Annotated in this window: 17 protein-coding genes, 1 other RNA gene and 1 pseudogene; 8 read left to right on the top strand and 11 right to left on the bottom strand. The window is 38.4% G+C overall.

Annotated features, from left to right (window positions below; all coding sequences use genetic code 11):
* Position 1: 1 nt before the first annotated feature.
* Genes lptB through rapZ form a run of 3 tightly spaced genes read left to right on the top strand, consistent with a single transcriptional unit; the run spans position 2 to position 2,107 of the window.
* Complete coding sequence (lptB, locus tag KP710_RS02435) at positions 2 to 727, top strand: LPS export ABC transporter ATP-binding protein (RefSeq protein WP_106013390.1); 726 nt, start codon at positions 2 to 4, stop codon at positions 725 to 727.
* A gap of 2 nt (positions 728 to 729) precedes the next feature.
* Positions 730 to 1,224, top strand: a complete 495-nt coding sequence (gene ptsN / locus KP710_RS02430; RefSeq protein WP_048954105.1) for a PTS IIA-like nitrogen regulatory protein PtsN — start codon at positions 730 to 732, stop codon at positions 1,222 to 1,224.
* A gap of 22 nt (positions 1,225 to 1,246) precedes the next feature.
* Entirely contained in the window at positions 1,247 to 2,107 is an 861-nt protein-coding gene (gene rapZ / locus KP710_RS02425; RefSeq protein WP_111407214.1) for an RNase adapter RapZ, read from the top strand.
* Positions 2,108 to 2,123: 16 nt separating this feature from the next.
* Here the strand turns inward: rapZ and nrdG are convergent, their stop codons facing one another.
* Entirely contained in the window at positions 2,124 to 2,591 is a 468-nt protein-coding gene (nrdG, locus tag KP710_RS02420; protein WP_111407215.1) for an anaerobic ribonucleoside-triphosphate reductase-activating protein, read from the bottom strand.
* Between the two features lie 128 nt (positions 2,592 to 2,719).
* Here nrdG and ffs point away from each other — a divergent pair.
* Positions 2,720 to 2,818: signal recognition particle sRNA small type (gene ffs / locus KP710_RS02415), an RNA gene on the top strand.
* Between the two features lie 20 nt (positions 2,819 to 2,838).
* Here ffs and cydC read toward each other — a convergent pair.
* The 7 genes from cydC to ydiJ form a co-directional block, all read right to left on the bottom strand.
* A complete protein-coding gene (gene cydC / locus KP710_RS02410) occupies positions 2,839 to 4,569 on the bottom strand; it encodes a heme ABC transporter ATP-binding protein/permease CydC (protein ID WP_111407216.1) in 1,731 nt (576 codons plus the stop codon).
* On the bottom strand, positions 4,569 to 6,329 hold the full coding sequence (cydD, locus tag KP710_RS02405) for a heme ABC transporter permease/ATP-binding protein CydD (RefSeq protein ID WP_111407217.1): 1,761 nt from the start codon (positions 6,327 to 6,329) through the stop codon (positions 4,569 to 4,571). Before cydD ends, cydC begins: the two co-directional genes overlap by 1 nt.
* A gap of 62 nt (positions 6,330 to 6,391) precedes the next feature.
* Positions 6,392 to 7,348, bottom strand: coding sequence for a thioredoxin-disulfide reductase (trxB, locus tag KP710_RS02400; RefSeq protein WP_111407218.1), 957 nt, complete (start codon positions 7,346 to 7,348; stop codon positions 6,392 to 6,394).
* A 109-nt stretch (positions 7,349 to 7,457) separates the two neighbouring features.
* On the bottom strand, positions 7,458 to 8,315 hold the full coding sequence (locus tag KP710_RS02395; RefSeq protein ID WP_111407219.1) for a co-chaperone YbbN: 858 nt from the start codon (positions 8,313 to 8,315) through the stop codon (positions 7,458 to 7,460).
* A gap of 63 nt (positions 8,316 to 8,378) precedes the next feature.
* Positions 8,379 to 9,365 (bottom strand): ferrochelatase, encoded by a 987-nt coding sequence (gene hemH / locus KP710_RS02390; protein ID WP_111407220.1) that lies wholly within the window; start codon positions 9,363 to 9,365, stop codon positions 8,379 to 8,381.
* A complete protein-coding gene (locus tag KP710_RS02385; protein WP_215770891.1) occupies positions 9,362 to 9,778 on the bottom strand; it encodes a hotdog fold thioesterase in 417 nt (138 codons plus the stop codon). Before KP710_RS02385 ends, hemH begins: the two co-directional genes overlap by 4 nt.
* Positions 9,779 to 9,791: 13 nt before the next feature.
* The gene (ydiJ, locus tag KP710_RS02380) at positions 9,792 to 12,875 is read right to left on the bottom strand and encodes a D-2-hydroxyglutarate dehydrogenase YdiJ (RefSeq protein WP_111407221.1); all 3,084 of its coding nucleotides are present in this window, start codon (positions 12,873 to 12,875) and stop codon (positions 9,792 to 9,794) included.
* A 380-nt stretch (positions 12,876 to 13,255) separates the two neighbouring features.
* Here ydiJ and ompA point away from each other — a divergent pair, with 380 nt between their 5' ends.
* On the top strand, positions 13,256 to 14,341 hold the full coding sequence (gene ompA / locus KP710_RS02375; protein ID WP_111407222.1) for a porin OmpA: 1,086 nt from the start codon (positions 13,256 to 13,258) through the stop codon (positions 14,339 to 14,341).
* A 152-nt stretch (positions 14,342 to 14,493) separates the two neighbouring features.
* Positions 14,494 to 14,817 (top strand): Grx4 family monothiol glutaredoxin, encoded by a 324-nt coding sequence (gene grxD / locus KP710_RS02370; RefSeq protein WP_111407223.1) that lies wholly within the window; start codon positions 14,494 to 14,496, stop codon positions 14,815 to 14,817.
* A 64-nt stretch (positions 14,818 to 14,881) separates the two neighbouring features.
* Here the strand turns inward: grxD and pta are convergent, their stop codons facing one another.
* The 3 genes and pseudogenes from pta to KP710_RS02360 all read right to left on the bottom strand — a co-directional run bounded on the left by pta (position 14,882) and on the right by KP710_RS02360 (position 17,601).
* The gene (pta, locus tag KP710_RS02365; protein WP_373455172.1) at positions 14,882 to 15,976 is read right to left on the bottom strand and encodes a phosphate acetyltransferase; all 1,095 of its coding nucleotides are present in this window, start codon (positions 15,974 to 15,976) and stop codon (positions 14,882 to 14,884) included.
* Positions 15,977 to 16,003: 27 nt separating this feature from the next.
* A pseudogene (locus KP710_RS09560) lies at positions 16,004 to 16,330 on the bottom strand (AAA family ATPase); the annotation flags it as partial.
* 65 nt (positions 16,331 to 16,395) lie between these two features.
* Positions 16,396 to 17,601, bottom strand: a complete 1,206-nt coding sequence (locus KP710_RS02360; protein ID WP_048954092.1) for an acetate kinase — start codon at positions 17,599 to 17,601, stop codon at positions 16,396 to 16,398.
* A 220-nt stretch (positions 17,602 to 17,821) separates the two neighbouring features.
* Here KP710_RS02360 and yfbV point away from each other — a divergent pair, with 220 nt between their 5' ends.
* Together yfbV and KP710_RS02350 are read left to right on the top strand one after the other, a co-directional pair.
* Positions 17,822 to 18,265: a terminus macrodomain insulation protein YfbV gene (yfbV, locus tag KP710_RS02355; protein ID WP_111407225.1), complete on the top strand. Its 444-nt coding sequence runs from the start codon at positions 17,822 to 17,824 to the stop codon at positions 18,263 to 18,265.
* A gap of 86 nt (positions 18,266 to 18,351) precedes the next feature.
* Entirely contained in the window at positions 18,352 to 18,843 is a 492-nt protein-coding gene (locus KP710_RS02350; protein ID WP_005626270.1) for a CvpA family protein, read from the top strand.
* Positions 18,844 to 18,850 lie beyond the last annotated feature (7 nt).

Raw genomic sequence — 18,850 nt, 5'->3', positions numbered from 1 at the left:
CATGTCAGTTTTGATTGCTGAGAATTTAGCGAAAAGCTATAAAAGCCGTAAAGTGGTATCTGATGTTAGTCTTCAAGTTAATTCAAATGAAATTGTGGGATTACTTGGGCCGAATGGTGCGGGAAAAACGACGACTTTTTACATGGTGGTGGGACTCGTTCGCCAAGATCAAGGTAAGATTGTGATTGATGGTGAGGATATTAGTTTACTTCCAATGCATAATCGCGCCCAGCGAGGTATTGGGTATTTACCCCAAGAGGCGTCTATTTTTCGCCGTTTAACCGTCTATGAAAATTTGATGGCCGTTTTAGAAATTCGTAAAGATTTAACCGCTGAGCAACGCCGTGAAAGAGCGGATGAATTAATCGAAGAATTTAATATTAGTCATATTAGAGATAGTCTCGGCCAATCTTTATCTGGTGGGGAACGTCGTCGTGTAGAAATTGCTCGAGCATTAGCCGCTAATCCTAAATTTATTTTATTAGATGAACCTTTTGCTGGTGTTGACCCTATTTCAGTATCTGATATTAAGAAAATTATTACTGATTTACGTAATCGCGGATTAGGTGTGCTAATTACTGATCATAATGTACGTGAAACTTTAGATGTGTGTGAACGCGCTTATATTGTTGGAGAAGGTAAAATTATTGCGACAGGTACGCCTGAGGCTGTTATGAATGATGAGCATGTTAAACGTGTTTATCTTGGTGATCAGTTTAAGTTATAAAGATGAACGTTACCGAGTTATTAAGCCCTGAGAATATTCGTCAGGGGGTAAGTTTTTCCAGTAAAAAACGATTATTTGAATCTATTGCGCATTTTGTCATTGAGCAAGTTAATGATGAGAAAGGTGAACAAGTTTGTTTGGAATGTCTTTTTGAACGGGAAAAATTAGGTAATTCAGGTTTAGGAAATGGTATCGCCATGCCTAAAGCTAAAATTCCTGTAACATTATCAGACAAAGCAATAGCTGTATTTATGCAATTAGATACACCGATTGATTACGATTCATCAGATGGTAAATTTGTTGATCTTGTATTTGCGGTATTGGTACCTGAAAATCAGTGCGCAACCTATATGCCAATTTTATCTTTCTTAACTGAAAGACTAACGGATAAAAATCTTTTGAAGCAGTTACGTTCAGCAAAAAGTGCAGAGGAAATTTGGCAGGTTTTTGAAATTTCAGATAGCTCAGAAAATATCTCTTTTGAGAATAATGAATAAGAAATAAAGAGTGGGAGGGCATATGGATATTATCATTATTAGCGGACGTTCTGGTGCGGGAAAGTCTGTGGCACTACGCGCTTTGGAGGATATGGGCTATTATTGTGTGGATAATATCCCTTTTGATTTACTACCTCAATTAACTCAGATTCTTTCTCAGTCACAATCTTCAGTAGCGATTAGTCTAGATATTCGTAATATTCCAAATTCTGCGACGACGTTAGAGCAAACACTTTCAACATTACAAAATCATCATCAGGTTAAGATTATTTTCTTAGAGGCGGATCGCAGTACGTTGATTCGTCGATATAGTGATTCTCGGCGTTTACACCCACTTTCTGTTCAAGATCTGTCCCTTGAAGTTGCGATTGATGCAGAATATCAATATTTAGAGCCACTAATCCAACATGCTAATTTCATTCTTGATACGACACATCTTTCGACACATACGCTTGCAGAAAAATTACGAGAGTTTATTTGTGGGTATGGCGAAAAAGAACTTAAAATTATTATAGAATCTTTTGGGTTTAAATATGGTATTCCGCTTGATGCAGATTATGTTTTTGATGTGCGATTCTTACCCAATCCACATTGGGATCCGGCACTTCGCCCAATGACAGGATTAGATGCGCCTGTGGCGGCATTTTTAAATAGTCATACAGAAGTGAATGAATTTATTTATCTTACACGAAATTATATAGAAACATGGTTGCCGCTTTTAGAAAAAAATAATAGAAGTTACTTAACTATTGCTATTGGATGCACTGGTGGGAAACATCGCTCTGTTTATATAGCACAACAACTTGGAGAATATTTTCAGGCAAAAGGAAAAATAGTGCAGATTCAGCATAAATCTTTAGAGCGAAATAAAAAGACGCAATAATGGCGTATCGGTAATATTATAGTTTAAATCGATGAATAACCTGATTTGCTGAACCCCGCCAAACTAAACTTGGGTCAGCCTGTTCTTGAATAAATTTCCCATCAATTAACACATCAATATAAGGCAACATAGCACGTTGTTGTTCGTCTAGTTCATCCAGCTTATAACCCGTCCAAACCCAAATGTCTTTATCGGGACATTCTCGTTTTACGCGTTGCACAAATGGCAATAATGTTTCTACGTTGAGGGGATGAAGTGGATCGCCACCTGAAAGCGTCAACCCTTGGCGTTTAATGCGTGTGTCTTTTAAATCATTGATGATTTGTTGCTCCATTGCTTCATCAAATAATACACCTGCTGAAAATGACCAACTTTTTTGGTTATAGCAACCTTTGCAAGCATGCGTACATCCACTGACGAAAAGTGTACATCTTGTGCCTTCGCCATTGATCACATCGGTCGGATAGTATTGTAGGTAGTTCATTTCATAAAAATCCTGAAAATGTGGCTTAAATTCTCGCCAAATTCACCGCACTTTTGAATTAGTCTTTGCAATACGGCAGTAATTTCTGCATAATAGCGCGCAATCGCATTGCGATATCAATGGAAACCTTCTCGGTCTCTCGCAACGGTGTCTGGTTTACTCGGTCAGGTCCGGAAGGAAGCAGCCAAAGTCGGAATTACTGTGTGCCGAGAAGAAGCTGGGAAGGTTTCCGCCCAACTTCCTTTTCTTATACTCGCTCAATCAATCTTTTAAAGAAACCATTTTCTTTGGTGATTAAACTATTGTAATCGCCTTCTTCGATTAATCTTCCGTTATCAATTACACAAATTTTATCGAATTGTTCAATTGAACTTAGACGGTGAGTGACCATAATTAGGGTTTTATTTTCGGCATGTTGTAGAATTAAACGTAAAATTTGACGTTCAGTTTCGCGATCTAAACCTTCTGTTGGTTCATCTAACAATAAAATTGGCGCATTATTGAGTAAAATACGTGCTAAACCTAAACGGCGTTGTTCCCCACCGGAAAGCGGACGGCCGCCATCCCCAAGCCAAAGATTTAAACCTTTCCCTTCTTGCTCAAGTAATTTGCTTAAACCAACTTGATGTAGCACTTTAATCATTTGTTCATCAGAAATTTCATCCGTACTTGCAAATTGTAAATTTTGACGAAGCGTATCGCTAAATACGTGAACACGTTGAGTTAAAAAACAAATTTGGCGGCGTAATGCCTCTTCTGAATAGGCAGAAATGGGTTTTTCTGCCAATAAAAGCTCACCTTGATTCGCATCATAATTACGAACTAAAAGTTGAAGAAGTGAAGATTTCCCACTTCCAGTTTTGCCTAAAATAGCAATTTTTTGGCCTTGTTCTAAATCTAATGTAAGATTTTTTAATACAAGCGTTTCTTGCCCTGGATAGGAAAAACTTAAATCCTTCGCAGAAATCAACCGCACTTTTGTTTCAAATTCCTCGTTACCATTAAACTCAACAAGCGGTTTTTGCTCAATGATTTCGGTTACACGCTCTGCTGCAGCAATCACTTGACCTATATGTAAAAATGCAGCACCCAATGGCATGATGATCTCAAAGGCGGCAAGCGCAGCAAAAGTGAACAGTGCAATATAAGCCGTGCGGTATTCATCTGTGCCAAAATCGGCGTTACTTGCAAACCATAGCATGCCAGAAATCAACAAACCATTTAAAAACAGAACAAGCGCGGTAGAAAATCCGCTTAATTTTGCTTCTTTGGCTTGATCTTCCTGCCATGTTTTTTCTGTGGCTGACATGTTCTCTTTTAATTTATCCTCTGCATTAAATAATAAAAGCTCGGCTTGTGCTTGGATAAATTCTAAAAACTGGGTTCGATAGGTCGCGCGTGCTTGGATTAACTGTTCGCCAAAATCCTGCCCTAGTCGATAAAAAACAGTTGGGATAATCATTAATAAAATTAACAAAAATAAACCTAAACCAAGTGCGAGTGGAATATTGACAAAGCTAAGTCCAATTGTCATGGCAATGATTACAAATGCAGCGGTGAAAAATGGCGCAAGTAAACGTAAATAGAGGCTATCAAGTGTATCCACATCGGACACTAAACGATTTAACAAATCGCTGTTGCGATAACGATTTAATACCGCTGGGCTTAAAGGAATGATTTTTTCAAATACTTGTACGCGTAATTTGGACAAAATGCGGAATGTTGCATCATGCGTCACTATTTTTTCAAAATAGCGCATGACAGTTCGTCCGATAGCTAAACCTCGCACGCTGGCTGATGGGTAGAAAAAGTTAAATAGCGTTCCTAGTCCTGCAATGGCGGTAGCGGCTAAAAACCATCCTGAAACGGTAAGCAAGCCCATGCTGGAGCCCAAACCTAAAATCATCAGCACCAAGCCTAAAATAAGAGGAAATTTGGCGAATTTAAATAAACGTATAAACGGAAGTAATGTGCGCATTATTGGATATCCTGTTTTCGTTGTGCAAGAAGTTCTCCAAAGAAACCTTCATTTTGTAATTCAGCAAAAATCCCCCGTTGGACAATTTCGCCCTGCTGCATGACAAAAATTTGCTCACATTGTTTTAAATCTTCAATGCGGTGTGTAATCATTAATGTTGTTTGGTAACAACTCATTTCATTTAATGCTTGAAGGACGAGATTTTCAGATTGGGCATCGAGACTGGCTGTTGGCTCATCAAGCAATAGTAGGCTACCCTTGCGTAATAATGCACGTGCAATAGCAAGACGTTGGGCTTGCCCAACAGAGATGCCTAATCCTCCATCTTTAATTTCATAATCTAAACCGAGTTTATCTGTAAATTCGGTGGCTTGGGCTTGGCTTAAAGCGTGGTGAATTTTCTCATCGCTTGTTTGAATATCACCAAGCAGAAGATTTTCTTTAATTGTACCTTGTAATAACAATGGATTTTGTCCCACCCAGGCAATATGTTTGCGCCAGTCAGCTAGATTGCTTTCGCGAAGTTCTTGACCATTAATTTTGAGAGAGCCCTCATAAGGTAAAAAGCCTAAAATTACATTCATTAATGAGGTTTTCCCTGCGCCACTTTGTCCTACAAGTGCAACATTGTGATTTGCTGGAATTTGGAAATTTAACGGCTTGGTTAATGCAGAACCCTGTGTCGAAAGTACCACTAAATTTTCGGCAGAAATTTCAACCGCACTTTCCAAAGAAATTGTTTTTTCATTTTGATGAACGGTTAAATAATCGGATTCTAAGAAATCAACAATGGCATCTGCGGCACCAATACCCGCTGCGCGGTCGTGGTAATAAGCGCCGAGATCGCGTAAGGGTTGATAAAATTCAGGTGCAAGAATTAAACAAAAGAAACCTGTGAAAAGTGTAAGCGGTGCATTATAGGTACCAAATTCAATTTGACCTAAGTAGCTAAAACCAAAATAGACCGCCATGAGGGCAATGGAAATAGAGGTAAAAAATTCTAATACAGCAGAAGAGAGAAAAGCGAGTTTTAGCACATCCATTGTGGTTTCACGGAAATCTTCAGTGGCATTTTCAATATGCTCCGTTTGTTCAGAAGTGCGGTTAAAAAGACGTAAGGTTTCAAGACCACGTAATCGATCTAGAAATTGTGCACTTAAATGAGCCAGTGTTTCCATATTTTTTTGGCTACTGTCTGCTGCAGCGATACCAACAAGGATCATAAAGACGGGAACAAGCGGTGCGGTAATCATTAAGATTAAGCCTGCAGCCCAGTTCAACGGAAATACAGCAATTAAAATAACGACTGGAACAATGGCTGAAAGACTTTGTTGTGGCAGAAAACGGGCATAGAAATTATGTAAATTTTCAACTTGTTCCAACATAATGCTTGCCCAACTTCCAGCTGGTTTTTGATTGATTGTTGCGGGGCCGACAAGATGGATTTTATCCAGAATTTTTTGACGAATATGGTTGCGCAATAATTGTCCGCTTCGGAAACCAATTTTTTCTCTTGCCCATAAAATAATAGCACGCATCCCGAAGCCGATAATTAGCCCGAGAAAATAAGGAATGAGTTCATCACGAGGCACATTTTGCATAATCAGTTTATCGAGCAAAGTTGCAAGAAAATAAGTTTGCGCGACTAAAATGAGTGCAGAAAGCGTAGCTAGGACAATGTTTGCGCGCATTAATTTTTTGATAGGTTCTTGTTGTGCGCGAAGCCATTTTTGTAAATATTTTTGGCGAAGTTTGTTCATAGTTTTATCGTGATATAGAAAAAGTTCCCCTCTTTTAAAAAGAGGGGAATTAGTTAGAGAATTTATGCTTCTTGAGCATCTAAATAGCGTTCTGCATCCAATGCTGCCATACAACCAGTCCCCGCAGAGGTAATGGCTTGGCGATAATTGTGATCCATTACATCGCCTGCTGCGAATACGCCTTCCACAGAGGTGGCTGTTGCATTTCCTTCAAGACCAGATTTTACAACGATATAGCCATTATTTAATTCTAGTTGCCCTTGGAAAATTTCCGTATTTGGCGAGTGACCAATCGCTACGAATAAGCCATCTAATTTGAGTTCTTCTTTCTCCCCAGTTTTTGTGTTGACTAAACGTAATCCGGTTACGCCCATGTTGTCACCCAACACTTCATCTAAAGTGCGGTCAGTATGCAGAACTATTTTTCCTTCTTCTACTTTTTTGTATAAACGCTCGATAAGAATTTTTTCCGCACGGAAGCTATCGCGACGGTGGATTAAATGCACTGTACTTGCAATATTGGCTAAGTAAAGCGCTTCTTCTACCGCAGTATTTCCACCACCAATGACACCAACCGGCTTATTACGATAAAAGAAACCATCACAGGTTGCACAAGCAGAAACCCCACGACCTTTGTAGTTTTCTTCTGAAGGTAAGCCAATATAGCGTGCAGAGGCGCCTGTTGCGATAATTAACGCATCACAAGTGAAATTTTGTACATCGCCAAAAAGTTTGAATGGACGAGAAGATAAATCTACGCGATTGATATGATCGAAGACGATTTCTGTCTCAAATTTTTCTGCATGTTGCAACATACGTTGCATTAAACCTGAACCGGTAGTCATCTCAAAATCACCCGGCCAGTTTTCGATTTCATCTGTGGTAGTAAGTTGGCCGCCTTGTTGCAAACCCGTCACCAATACTGGTTTTAAGTTTGCACGTGCCGCATAAATGGCAGCTGTATAACCAGCAGGACCTGAGCCTAAAATTAAAAGTTTTGCGTGTTTGATATTTGACATAAAGAATCCTTGTTTTTCGTAAAGAGAGAATTAATTAAATTCAAGCCTATTCTAATGATTGCTATGTATGAAATTGTTCCATACACCTTATCAATTATAAACTTTTCGATTAATAGAGCAGTGAATAAAGCAATCGGCGAAATTTATTTGTTAACGGATCAGCATTGCCCATTGCACTTAAAATGGATAAAAATTGTTGTTTAACTTCACCATTCTGCGCGCCTAAGTCAGTTTTTAAAATACCGAAAAGTAGTGTCAGCGCTTCTTCATTTCGTCCAGCTTGATGAAGTTGTACAGCAAGTTTTATTGCAATTTCAGCTGTTGGGTTTTTAGCATAATCGTCCTGTAATTGTTGGATTTCAGGTGTATTGGCTGCTTGAATTTGTAGCTCAATTTGTGCTTGTAATCCGTGCCAACGACTATCACGATCTTGCAATGGAATTTGTTTTAGAATTTCCTGTGCTGGCTCCGTTTTTTTCATTGCAATATAGGTTTCAGCGTAGAGCAGGGCGACATCACTATTTTTCTTATCAGAAAGTTCCCATGCGTCTTTCAATAATGGCAATGCAGCCTCATAATTTTCTACTTGCAAGAAATCTAATGCTTGTTGGAATTTTAAATCTTCTTCTTTCGGTAAAATAATGCTTAATCGTTGGATTAATGACGCTTTATCAAGCGCACCTGGAAATGCATCTAATGCCTGGGCTTCTTTAAACAAATAGGTAGTTGGCAATGCTTGGATGCGGAATTGTGCGGCAATCATTTGCTCTTTTTCACAATTTACTTTTCCAAGAACAAATTGTCCTTGATATTGTTCTGCAACTAGCTCAAGTAGAGCCAAGAAATCTGATGACTCTTTATGCGTTGGAGCATAAAAATTGATGACAAGTGGTTTTTCTAAGGATTGTTGCAGTATTTCAGTAAGATTTTGTTCGTTGATGTCAACGATAAAAGGAAAATCAGCCATGTTTTATCCTTGTGAAAAAATAATGGCTGATTTTAACAAAGTGCGGTCGATTTTAGAAATGTTTTACTCTTTCAATGGGGGAAAGATTTTTGTCAGGAGCAGTTTTCCCATCATTTCAATATGTTGCGGTTCTGCATTGAGTGCAGGAATATATTGGTAAGATTGTCCGCCATTAGTGAGAAAATTCTCGCGGTTTTCCTCATCAATTTCTTCAATAGTTTCTAAACAATCAACCGAAAAACCTGGGCAAATGACGGCTACTTTATGAATGCCTTGTGATGCTGCATTTTGGAGAAATTTATCCGTGTAAGGTTGTAACCATTCTTCTCGTCCAAAACGTGATTGGAAGGTTATTCCCCATTGGTTTTCGGTCAATCCCAATTTGTCTACAACAGCAAGCGTTGTTTGTTTGCAGTGTTCACGGTAGTAATCGCCCATATTTTCATAACGTAAAGGGATACCATGATAAGAAAATAGCAAAAATTCATCGGATTTCAACCGCACTTTTATGGAATCGGCTAAGGCGTTAATGTAATTTTTATCAACATGATAAGAATGAATAAAATCAAACGGCACCATTCCCCGCTCTTCTTTAAGGGCATGAGCAAAGGAATCAAATAGTGCGCCTGTTGTTGTACTAGAATATTGTGGGTAAAGGGGGAGTATAATAATTCGTTCAGCTTTATTTTTAAGTAAATTTTTCACCGCACTTTGCATTGATGGGTTGCCGTATGTCATTGCAATTTCTACTTGAGCATCAATATTTAGCTTATCTAAATAAGCTTGTAATGCATCTTTTTGTTGTCGTGAAATGGCAAGTAAAGGCGAACCTTGCTCTGTCCAAATTGCTTGGTAATTTTTAGCGATACGTTTTGAACGTAATGGCAAAATAACAGCCTTGAGTAATGGATACCATTTGTAAGGAGATAAATCGACTACTCTTGGGTCGGTTAAAAATTTCCATAAATAACGGGATATAGCAGATGAGGTGGGCGCATCGGGTGTCCCTAAATTGGCTAAAATAATCCCTATTTTTTGATTTGCTATCATAAGTTTAGAATAGAAAGTGTAAGTCGAGAAACGCAGCAAAGTTTATCTTGTTCATCACGAATGTCAATTTGCCATACGTGGATATTTCTATTTAAACTAATAGGCGTAGCCTTTGCTGTAACAATGCCTTGCTTTACTGAACGTAGGTGATGGGCATTAATATCAAGTCCCACTGAAATTTTATTTTCTTCTATTGCAAGGTATCCCGCCAATGAACCTATCGTTTCTGCTAAAGCAACAGAAATCCCGCCATGTAATAGACCAAAAGGTTGAGTTGTGCGATGATCTACAGGCATTGTCGCTTCAATCCAATCTTCACCAAAAGCAGAAATTTCAATGCCAAGATGGCTAACTGCACTGTTGGAGCAAAGTTGATTTAAGTTTTCGAGCGTGAAGTTTTTTTGCCAAATCATGATGTTCCTTTCATTACGCTAAAATTTCTAATAATGCCTGCACAGGGTGTTTTAGCACCACATGTTCATAACGTTTTACCTGACTGCGACAAGAATAACCAGTTGCTAAACAAAAGTGTGGATCTTTTCCATGCAGTTTTTTATGCCACGATACATCGTAGATTTCTCGGCTCATTTTTTGATTTTGCACTTCATGCCCAAATACACCAGCCATACCGCAACATCCGACTTTTTCCACATTAAGTTGTTGTCCAAATCTTCCAAAAATTTCTTGCCATTCTTTTAGACTGTTCGGCATAAAAGTAGATTCCGTACAATGCGGGAATAAATACCAATCGGAAGTGCGGTCAGTTTTGGCGATGTTTTTCAGTCTATCTTGTAATGCCACATTTTGTAATCTTTGTTTTAACCATTCGTGTGCGGTGAGAACGTGAAAGTCACCACGTTTTTCTTGTAGCGCTTCCTTGTATTCGTCTCGATAAGACAGCACGATGGCTGGATCAACGCCTACAAGTGGAATGCCTAATTTTGCCATTCGATTTAAAAACTCGGCTTGGTTTTGTGCTGTTTTGCTAAAGCGTTTTAAGAAACCTTTAATGTGCATTGCTTTGCCGTTTGGTTTAAATGGCAACAGAATTGGTGTGAAGCCTAATTTCTGCGTAAGCATAACAAAATCGCGTACCACTTTTGCATCATAGTAAGAAGTATAAGGATCTTGCACAATAAATAAAATATCGTTTTTTTCTACCGCACTTAGACCTTCCAATTCTTCCAAAGATTTGCCTTGATAATGAATTTCTACTAGCTGTTGTTGCAAATTGGGTTCAGAAAGCAAGGGCAAATCGGTCATGCCTAGCGTTTTTTCCACTAATGTTTGCGTGACTTTTAGCTTGGTAAAATAATTAAAGAGTTTTGCCTGTTTTGCCATATAAGGCGCAGTGATTTCTAAATTTGCGACAATGTGATCTTTTGCTGGTCGTAAGTAGCGGCTGTGATAAAAATGAAAGAATTTCGCGCGGAAATTTGGTACATCAATTTTAATCGGGCATTGACTCGCGCAGGCTTTACAAGCAAGGCAAGTATCCATTGCAGCTTTCACTTCGTGAGAAAAATCATAATCCCCTCGCCATTTTTGAACCGTATTGCTTACTTTTTTCACAAGTGCGGTTAGTTTTATTTCTGTTTTACGGAAGTCTAATTGTGCGGGGGAAACATTTTCATTTGCCATCAATCGAAGCCATTCTCGAACCATGGCTGCGCGACCTTTCGGAGAAAATACACGGTTTTTACTGACTTTCATCGATGGGCACATAATGCTGTGTTCATCAAAATTGAAACATAATCCGTTTCCATTGCAGTTCATTGCACCCTTAAATTCATCTCGTATTTGGATAGGAATTTGACGATCGTTATCAGCCCGCATCGGCGAAAGAATAGAATAAAGTTCATCTTTGGAATCTAAAGGCGTACAGATTTTTCCGGGATTTAAGCGATTGTTTGGGTCGAATAAGGTTTTGATATAACGAAGTTCGTACCAGAGTTCTGGCGTAAAGAATTTTTCGCCGTAATGGGAACGCACGCCTTTTCCATGTTCTCCCCAGAGTAATCCACCATATTTAATCGTAAGTTCTGCGACTTCATCTGAAATTTGTTTGAATAATTTCACTTGTTCTTTATCACATAAATCAAGCGCAGGGCGAACGTGCAACACGCCTGCATCGACGTGCCCAAACATGCCATATTGTAAATTGTGTTTGTCTAATAAAGCACGAAATTCACTGATGTAATCCGCAAGATTTTCTGGGGGGACACAAGTATCTTCTACAAAAGGAATTGGTTTGGCTGCACCTTTTGCATTACCAAGTAAGCCCACGGCTTTTTTTCGCATTGCATAAATACGTTCAATAGAAAGTAAATCCGAACAAACTTGATACCCAATAATGTGAGCTTGATTGTGTTCAATTTTTTCATCAAGTGAGCGACAAAGATCGGTAACTTGGCTGTCTATTTTTTCTTTATTGTTACCAGAGAATTCCACAATATTTAAACCAAGAATTGGATCTTCTTCATTTTCTGTAAGAAGTTCATTTACAGAGTGCCAAATAATATCTTGTTTGGCTAAGTTTAAGACTTTGGAATCAACGGTTTCCACAGAAAGCGCATTGGCTTTCACCATAAAAGGGGCATTGCGTAATGCTGCATCAAAAGAACGATATTTAATATTGATAAGTATGCGATACTGAGGAATTGGCAGAAGATTGAGTTTAGCTTCACAAATAAATGCGAGAGAACCTTCAGAACCAGTGAGAATTCTAGTGAGATTAAATTCACTTTCATCTTCATTAAATACATTTTTCAGATCGTATCCTGTTAAAAAACGGTTAAGTTGTGGCAGATCTTTAATGATAGCCAGTCTTTTTTCTTTACAGTGTTGCGCAATGGTTTGATGGAGTCTTTTGCTACTCTCACTTAATTCAAGCGCATTGATGTTTTCTAAAACATCAACAGAATTGACCGCACTTGTATCTAAAATTTCACCGTTCATTAATACTGCGCGTAATGCCAAAACGTGATTAGAGGTTTTACCGTATTGCAATGAACCTTGTCCAGAGGCATCGGTGTTAATCATTCCACCTAAAGTCGCTCGATTGCTGGTGGATAACTCTGGGGCAAAGAACAAACCATGTGGTTTTAAAAATTGATTAAGTTGATCTTTTACTACGCCTGATTGTACTCGAACCCAACGTTCTTTTACATTGAGTTCTAAAATAGCAGTCATATGGCGAGAAAGATCTACTATTATATTGTTATTGATAGATTGTCCATTTGTGCCAGTACCTCCACCGCGAGGTGTAAAGCTGAGCGATTGATATTCAGGTAAATTTGCCAATTTTGTTATACGCACTATATCAGCAACAGTTTTCGGAAAAAGAATTGCTTGAGGAAGCTGTTGGTAAACGCTGTTATCCGTAGCAAGACTTAATCTATCTGCATAATTTGTAGCGATATCTCCTTCAAAATGTTGTTTTTTAAGTGCTTGGAGATAGTTAAGGACATCTTGTTCAATTTGTGGCGTGCGATTTAGACTTGGCAACATAGCATTTAACTCATTTAAAGGCATAAATAGCTGGATGTTCTCGATAATATCTTAAGGTGCGCACAATGTCGAATTAGATTTTGAGCGTTTTTAAGATGCGTTTTATGGAGTAAATTAGTCAAGAAAAGCGTGTTTTTGGATAAAAAATAAACAAAAAGTTCAAAAGGATTTGATCTTTTCAATTTTTATAGGATAATAGGCGCACTTTTGAACGTTCCTTTGGCGTAAACAAAGGAATTGAATTTGTCAAAAGGTAAAAAGTAGGGCAAATTCAAAACCCTAGTTAAGCGACTGTTTAGAATGTAACTTTAATTAAAAGTTCAGTATAAACAAGGACACTTTTTTTATTACTATTCGATGACTAAATAGAGGACATCAAAATGAAAAAAACTGCAATCGCATTAGTAGTTGCTGGTTTAGCAGCAGCTTCAGTAGCTCAAGCAGCTCCACAAGAAAACACTTTCTATGCAGGTGTTAAAGCTGGTCAAGCATCTTTCCACGATGGTATTAGCAAAAACCGTGTTATCGCTGACAAATTATTAGGTGTTAATGATTATGGTTATAACCGTAATTCTTTCACTTATGGTGTATTTGGTGGTTACCAAATCTTAAATCGTGATAACTTAGGTTTAGCGGTTGAATTAGGTTACGATGATTTCGGTCGTGTTAAATTCAAAGAGGCTGGTAAAGTAGCAGCAAAACACACTAACCACGGTACTCACTTAAGCTTAAAAGGTAGCTATGAAGTGTTAAATGGTTTAGATGTTTACGGTAAAGCAGGCGTTGCTTTAGTACGTTCTGACTATAAATTCTATAATACAGAAAATGGCGCTCGTGATCACAAAGCAGGTCGTCACAGCTTACGTACCTCTGGTTTATTCGCAGTCGGTGCAGAATATGCAGTATTACCAGAATTAGCAGTTCGTTTAGAATATCAATGGTTAACTCGTGTAGGTAAATACCGTACTCAAACAACTAACAACAGCTCTGTAGATTATAACCCATGGATTGGTTCTATCAACGCTGGCGTTTCTTACCGTTTCGGTCAAGGCGCAGTGGCTGCACCAGCTATGGCTCCTGAAGTTGTAAGCAAAACTTTCAACTTAAACTCTGATGTAACTTTCGCTTTTGGTAAAGCAAACTTAAAACCACAAGCTCAAGCAACTTTAGATGGTATCTACGGTGAAATCGCACAAGTTCATAGCGCTAAAGTAGCTGTTGCTGGTTATACTGACCGTATCGGTTCTGATGCTGGTAACTTAAAACTTTCTCAACGCCGCGCAGACACAGTAGCTAACTACTTAGTACAAAAAGGTGTAGCAACTAACGCAATCTCTGCAACTGGTTACGGTAAAGCAAACCCAGTGACTGGCGCAACTTGTGACCAAGTTAAAGGTCGTAAAGCGCTTATCGCTTGTTTAGCACCAGACCGTCGTGTTGAAATCGCAGTTAACGGTACTAAATAATTTTAGTATTCGTTTAACGAAAGATTAAATACAGAAAAAAAGGCTTAAACTTCGGTTTAGGCCTTTTGTTTTATTAAGATAATAATCCTAGAATTTCACTCAAGTTTTAACTTGTGGTAGAATTCAATCCTCTTTTATTCGTGGGGAACATTATGGAAACCTTAGACAAAATTAAAAAACAAATTAGTGAAAATCCAATTCTTATCTATATGAAAGGGTCACCTAAATTACCATCTTGTGGTTTTTCGGCGCGAGCAGTAGAAGCACTGATGAATTGTAAAGTACCTTTTGGTTATGTTGATATCTTACAACATGCTGATATTCGTGCTGAATTGCCTGTTTATGCGAATTGGCCTACTTTCCCACAACTATGGGTCGAGGGAGAGTTAATTGGTGGGTGTGATATTATTTTGGAAATGTATCAATCTGGGGAGTTGCAAACTTTATTAAATGAAGTTTCTGCAAAACATGCATAATTGATTAATCAATAAAAAATCCCGCATTCTTTTAAAAGTGCGGGATTTTTTTAGCTTGTCTAGACTATTGTGTTGCTTGAATTACAGTTAATGCAATAGTGTAAACAATGTCATCGACTAATGCGCCACGAGATAAGTCATTAACTGGTTTTCGCATACCTTGAAGCATTGGACCCACCGCAACTAAATCAGCAGAGCGTTGAACTGCTTTATAGCCGATATTACCCGCGTTGATATCAGGGAATACAAATACATTTGCTTGACCCGCTACTTTAGAATTTGGTGCTTTAGAAGCTGCCACATCTTTCATCACAGCTGCATCGTATTGCAATGGACCATCAATTAATAAATCAGGGCGTTTTTCTTGTGCAATACGGGTTGCCTCTTTTACTTTCTCGACTGATTGACCCGCACCAGAAGTACCAGTTGAATAAGAAAGCATTGCCACTTTTGGTTCTAAACCAAATGCTTTTGCAGATTCGGCTGATTGGATTGCGATTTCAGCTAATTGTTCCGCTGTAGGTTCTGGATTTACCGCGCAGTCGCCATAGACTAATACTTGGTCTGGTAATAACATAAAGAATACAGATGAGATAATTGAACTGCCAGGCGCTGTTTTGATGATTTGCATCGGTGGGCGAATAGTGTTTGCCGTTGTATGAACGGCACCAGAAACTAAACCATCAACTTCGCCAGCTTCTAACATCATGGTGCCTAATACAACGGTGTCTTCTAATTGTGCGCGAGCTTGTTCTTCAGTTAAGCCTTTAGATTTACGTAATTCAACTAAACGAGCAACGTAGTTTTCGCGTACGTCAGCTGGATTGATGATTGTTACGTCAGCACTTAAAGTCACGCCTTGTTCTGCGGCGACTTTTTTCACTGATTCAGGATCCGCTAATAATACTGATTTTGCGATACCTCGTTCAGCACAGATTGCAGCTGCTTTAACAGTTCGAGGTTCGTCACCTTCTGGTAATACGATAGTTTTGCCTGCTTTGCGTGCTAAATCAGTTAATTTGAAACGGAATGCAGCTGGAGAAATACGTGCTTCACGAGTAAGTGGTGCAGAGATTGCCGCAACTAATGCTTGTGCATCGAAGGTTTTAATTTTTCCTGCTTGTGCACCAAATACACCTAATATATCAGCGTTGTTCACACCACCAAATTCTGAAGCAATGGCTTCTACTAATGTGCCTTCTTCATTGTTTGCTACTAAGATGATTTGTGCATCTAAGGTTTGTGCAATCGAGAAGTTTAAGCTGTTTGCAAAAGGCGCTTGAGCTGAAGGTTGAACACCTTTAACAACCACTAGATTTGCATTTAATGCTTGGAAATCAGCAACGATTTTTTCTAACAACACGTCTTTTTGATTATTTGCGATGAATGCTTGAGCGGCTTTTACATCTTCTATTGCATTGAATATAACCGCATTTGTTGTTTTAGCAATTTCTAATGCTGATGCTAAATTGGCTTCTGTGCTAGTTGGAATAAGAATAACTGCTTTAGTCATTTTGATATACCTTTTAATAAATGAAAAAAACCTGCTGATTTTTCAGCAGGTTTGATGGAAGTTGATTAGCCCGCTAAACGTGCGGTATCTTGAGCGATGACTAACTCTTCATTAGTTGGAAGTACAATCGCTTTAAATGCAGAATCATCAGTAGTGATTACGCCATCTTTACCGAAGCGTGCTGCAAGATTGCGTTCGTTATCCACTTTAATACCAAATAATTTTAAGTGATTTAATGCTAATTCACGAACATGAGCGGAGTTTTCACCGATACCACCAGTAAATGCAATGGCATCTAAGTGATCATCACCTAATACCGCCATATAAGCACCGATGTATTTTGCTAAACGGTAACTATAGACGTCTAATGCACGTTTTGCTTCAGGCTTAGACAGATCGTCGTAGTTATCTTCTGCATAACGACAGTCACTGGTTACCTCAGTTAAACCTAAAAGACCGGATTTTTTCACTAAAGTCTCTTCAATTTGTTCCATTGACATACCTAAGTTTTTGTATAGGTAGAATACGATTGCAGGGTCGATATCACCACAACGCGTACCCATGACTAAACCTTCTAACGGAGTTAAGCCCATTGATGTATCGATACATTTACCGTTACGAACAACAGAAACAGAACCCCCATTACCTAAGTGACAAATAATCGTATTGACTTGGTCTGCAGGCTTACCGACATATTCAGCGACTTCACGAGAAACGAAGTAGTGGCTTGTACCGTGAGCACCATAGCGACGAACAGCGTGCTCTTTATAAAGTGAATATGGAAGCGCATATAAGAATGCTTCTTCAGGCATAGTTTGGTGGAAAGCAGTATCAAATACGGCAACGTTCTTATCTTTTAAATGTGGGAAGGTTTTAAAGGCTTCACGAATACCGATTAGGTGAGCAGGGTTGTGAAGTGGGGCAAATTGTGCTGCATCTTCAATACCTTTAACCACTTCATCTGTGATTACAACGGATTGAGTGTATTTTTCACCACCGTGAACGATACGGTGACCAATCGATGTGATTGAGTTTTTAAGCTCATCAGTCATAATGTTTGATGCAATGAAGTCAAGTGCTTCAGTATGTGCTGCACCTGCACCTAAATCTGCGCTCCCTTTCTCACCGTTAAGTTTCCATTTAATGCGAGCTTCTGGAAGGAAAAATGCTTCAGCTAAACCAGATAATTTTTCTTCACCTGTTGCTGGATCAAGGATTGCAAATTTTAATGAAGAACTACCACAGTTAAGGATTAGAACAAGTTTTGACATAGGAACCCTATATTTGATTAAAGTTAATGAAAATCCACTCAGTTGAATGGACTGAAAAAATTGAACATAGGATACACTTTTTGGTAAATAAAATAAATTCGTCTATGCATAAAAATTCATCAGGTTATTAAATTTTTTGAAAATTTAAACTTTTTGGGTAAGGTGACAAAAGAATATAAAGTGGGGTATGATAAGTGCGGTTATTTTAACGAGCATTTTTATGGCATTTTTTTCCATTTTAAAACAGGGACAAATTTATCTTAATACTTGGCCGCTAGAGGCTAAGTTAGGCATGATTTTCCCTGAAAACCGTATTATGAAAGCCACGAGTTTTGCACAAAAACTCATGCCCTTTGTTGCTGTATTTGCAGTGGTGTGGCAACAGGTTTATGCAAAAAATGATTTGATGGCGTTTTCTATTGCAATTTTGACCGCACTTTTTGCCTTGCTTATTCCTTTTCAAGGTCTTTATTGGCTTGGTAAGCGTGCGAGTTCGCCATTAGAAAATCAAAGTGCGGTATGGTTTTATGATATTTGTGAACGCTTAAAACAACTACATGAGCCCTTGCCTTTTGTGCAAGATCAACCGACATACCAACATTTAGCAGAAGTTTTAAAGAAAGCTCAAAGCAAATTTGAACGTGCTTTTTGGCAGGAAATTTAGTTTACGCAAACGTTTTCTTTTTGGCTTTATTTTTGTAGAATACCTCGGTCGTTTTAAACGGCCGTTTTTCATTGAGAGATTTTTTAATGATCGATTACATTATTATTGGCATTATCGCTTTTTCTATTCTTGTCAGTTTATTACGCGGTTTTGTTCGCGAAGTGCTTTCACTCGGTAGCTGGGTTGTAGCATTTATTGTAGCAAGCCAGTTCTATCCTTATCTTGCCGCTTATCTTACGCAAATTGAATCAATGTATATTCGTAATGGAACCGCAATCGGGATTTTATTTGTACTGACTTTAATCGTGGGTGCCATAGTAAATTATGTGATTAGCCAATTAGTAGATAAAACTGGTTTAAGCGGCACTGATCGTGTTTTAGGTGCGATTTTTGGTTTAGTACGCGGTGCACTGATTGTCGCTGCATTATTATTTTTCATGGATACTTTCACCAATTTTGAACAAACTGATTGGTGGAAAGAATCTCAATTAATACCGCACTTTGGTTTTATTATTGAATGGTTCTTTCAACAACTTCAGGCTAGTTCAAGTTTTTTAAATCCAACGCTTAATCAATAAGGGACAC

The organism is Haemophilus sp. SZY H35, from assembly GCF_018829705.1.
Classification (GTDB): Bacteria; Pseudomonadota; Gammaproteobacteria; order Enterobacterales; family Pasteurellaceae; genus Haemophilus; species Haemophilus haemolyticus_K.
The sequence above is the reverse complement of the archived record's forward strand: the minus strand, read 5'-3'. Positions and strand labels throughout refer to the sequence as shown.

Excerpts from the sequence above, each read along its gene's own strand:
- lptB (WP_106013390.1), top strand. The coding sequence starts at position 2 with ATGTCAGTTTTGATTGCTGAGAATTTAGCGAAAAGCTATAAAAGCCGT.
- ptsN (WP_048954105.1), top strand. The coding sequence starts at position 730 with ATGAACGTTACCGAGTTATTAAGCCCTGAGAATATTCGTCAGGGGGTA.
- rapZ (WP_111407214.1), top strand. The coding sequence starts at position 1,247 with ATGGATATTATCATTATTAGCGGACGTTCTGGTGCGGGAAAGTCTGTG.
- nrdG (WP_111407215.1), bottom strand. The coding sequence starts at position 2,591 with ATGAACTACCTACAATACTATCCGACCGATGTGATCAATGGCGAAGGC.
- cydC (WP_111407216.1), bottom strand. The coding sequence starts at position 4,569 with ATGCGCACATTACTTCCGTTTATACGTTTATTTAAATTCGCCAAATTT.
- cydD (WP_111407217.1), bottom strand. The coding sequence starts at position 6,329 with ATGAACAAACTTCGCCAAAAATATTTACAAAAATGGCTTCGCGCACAA.
- trxB (WP_111407218.1), bottom strand. The coding sequence starts at position 7,348 with ATGTCAAATATCAAACACGCAAAACTTTTAATTTTAGGCTCAGGTCCT.
- KP710_RS02395 (WP_111407219.1), bottom strand. The coding sequence starts at position 8,315 with ATGGCTGATTTTCCTTTTATCGTTGACATCAACGAACAAAATCTTACT.
- hemH (WP_111407220.1), bottom strand. The coding sequence starts at position 9,365 with ATGATAGCAAATCAAAAAATAGGGATTATTTTAGCCAATTTAGGGACA.
- KP710_RS02385 (WP_215770891.1), bottom strand. The coding sequence starts at position 9,778 with ATGATTTGGCAAAAAAACTTCACGCTCGAAAACTTAAATCAACTTTGC.
- ydiJ (WP_111407221.1), bottom strand. The coding sequence starts at position 12,875 with ATGTTGCCAAGTCTAAATCGCACGCCACAAATTGAACAAGATGTCCTT.
- ompA (WP_111407222.1), top strand. The coding sequence starts at position 13,256 with ATGAAAAAAACTGCAATCGCATTAGTAGTTGCTGGTTTAGCAGCAGCT.
- grxD (WP_111407223.1), top strand. The coding sequence starts at position 14,494 with ATGGAAACCTTAGACAAAATTAAAAAACAAATTAGTGAAAATCCAATT.
- KP710_RS02360 (WP_048954092.1), bottom strand. The coding sequence starts at position 17,601 with ATGTCAAAACTTGTTCTAATCCTTAACTGTGGTAGTTCTTCATTAAAA.
- yfbV (WP_111407225.1), top strand. The coding sequence starts at position 17,822 with ATGGCATTTTTTTCCATTTTAAAACAGGGACAAATTTATCTTAATACT.
- KP710_RS02350 (WP_005626270.1), top strand. The coding sequence starts at position 18,352 with ATGATCGATTACATTATTATTGGCATTATCGCTTTTTCTATTCTTGTC.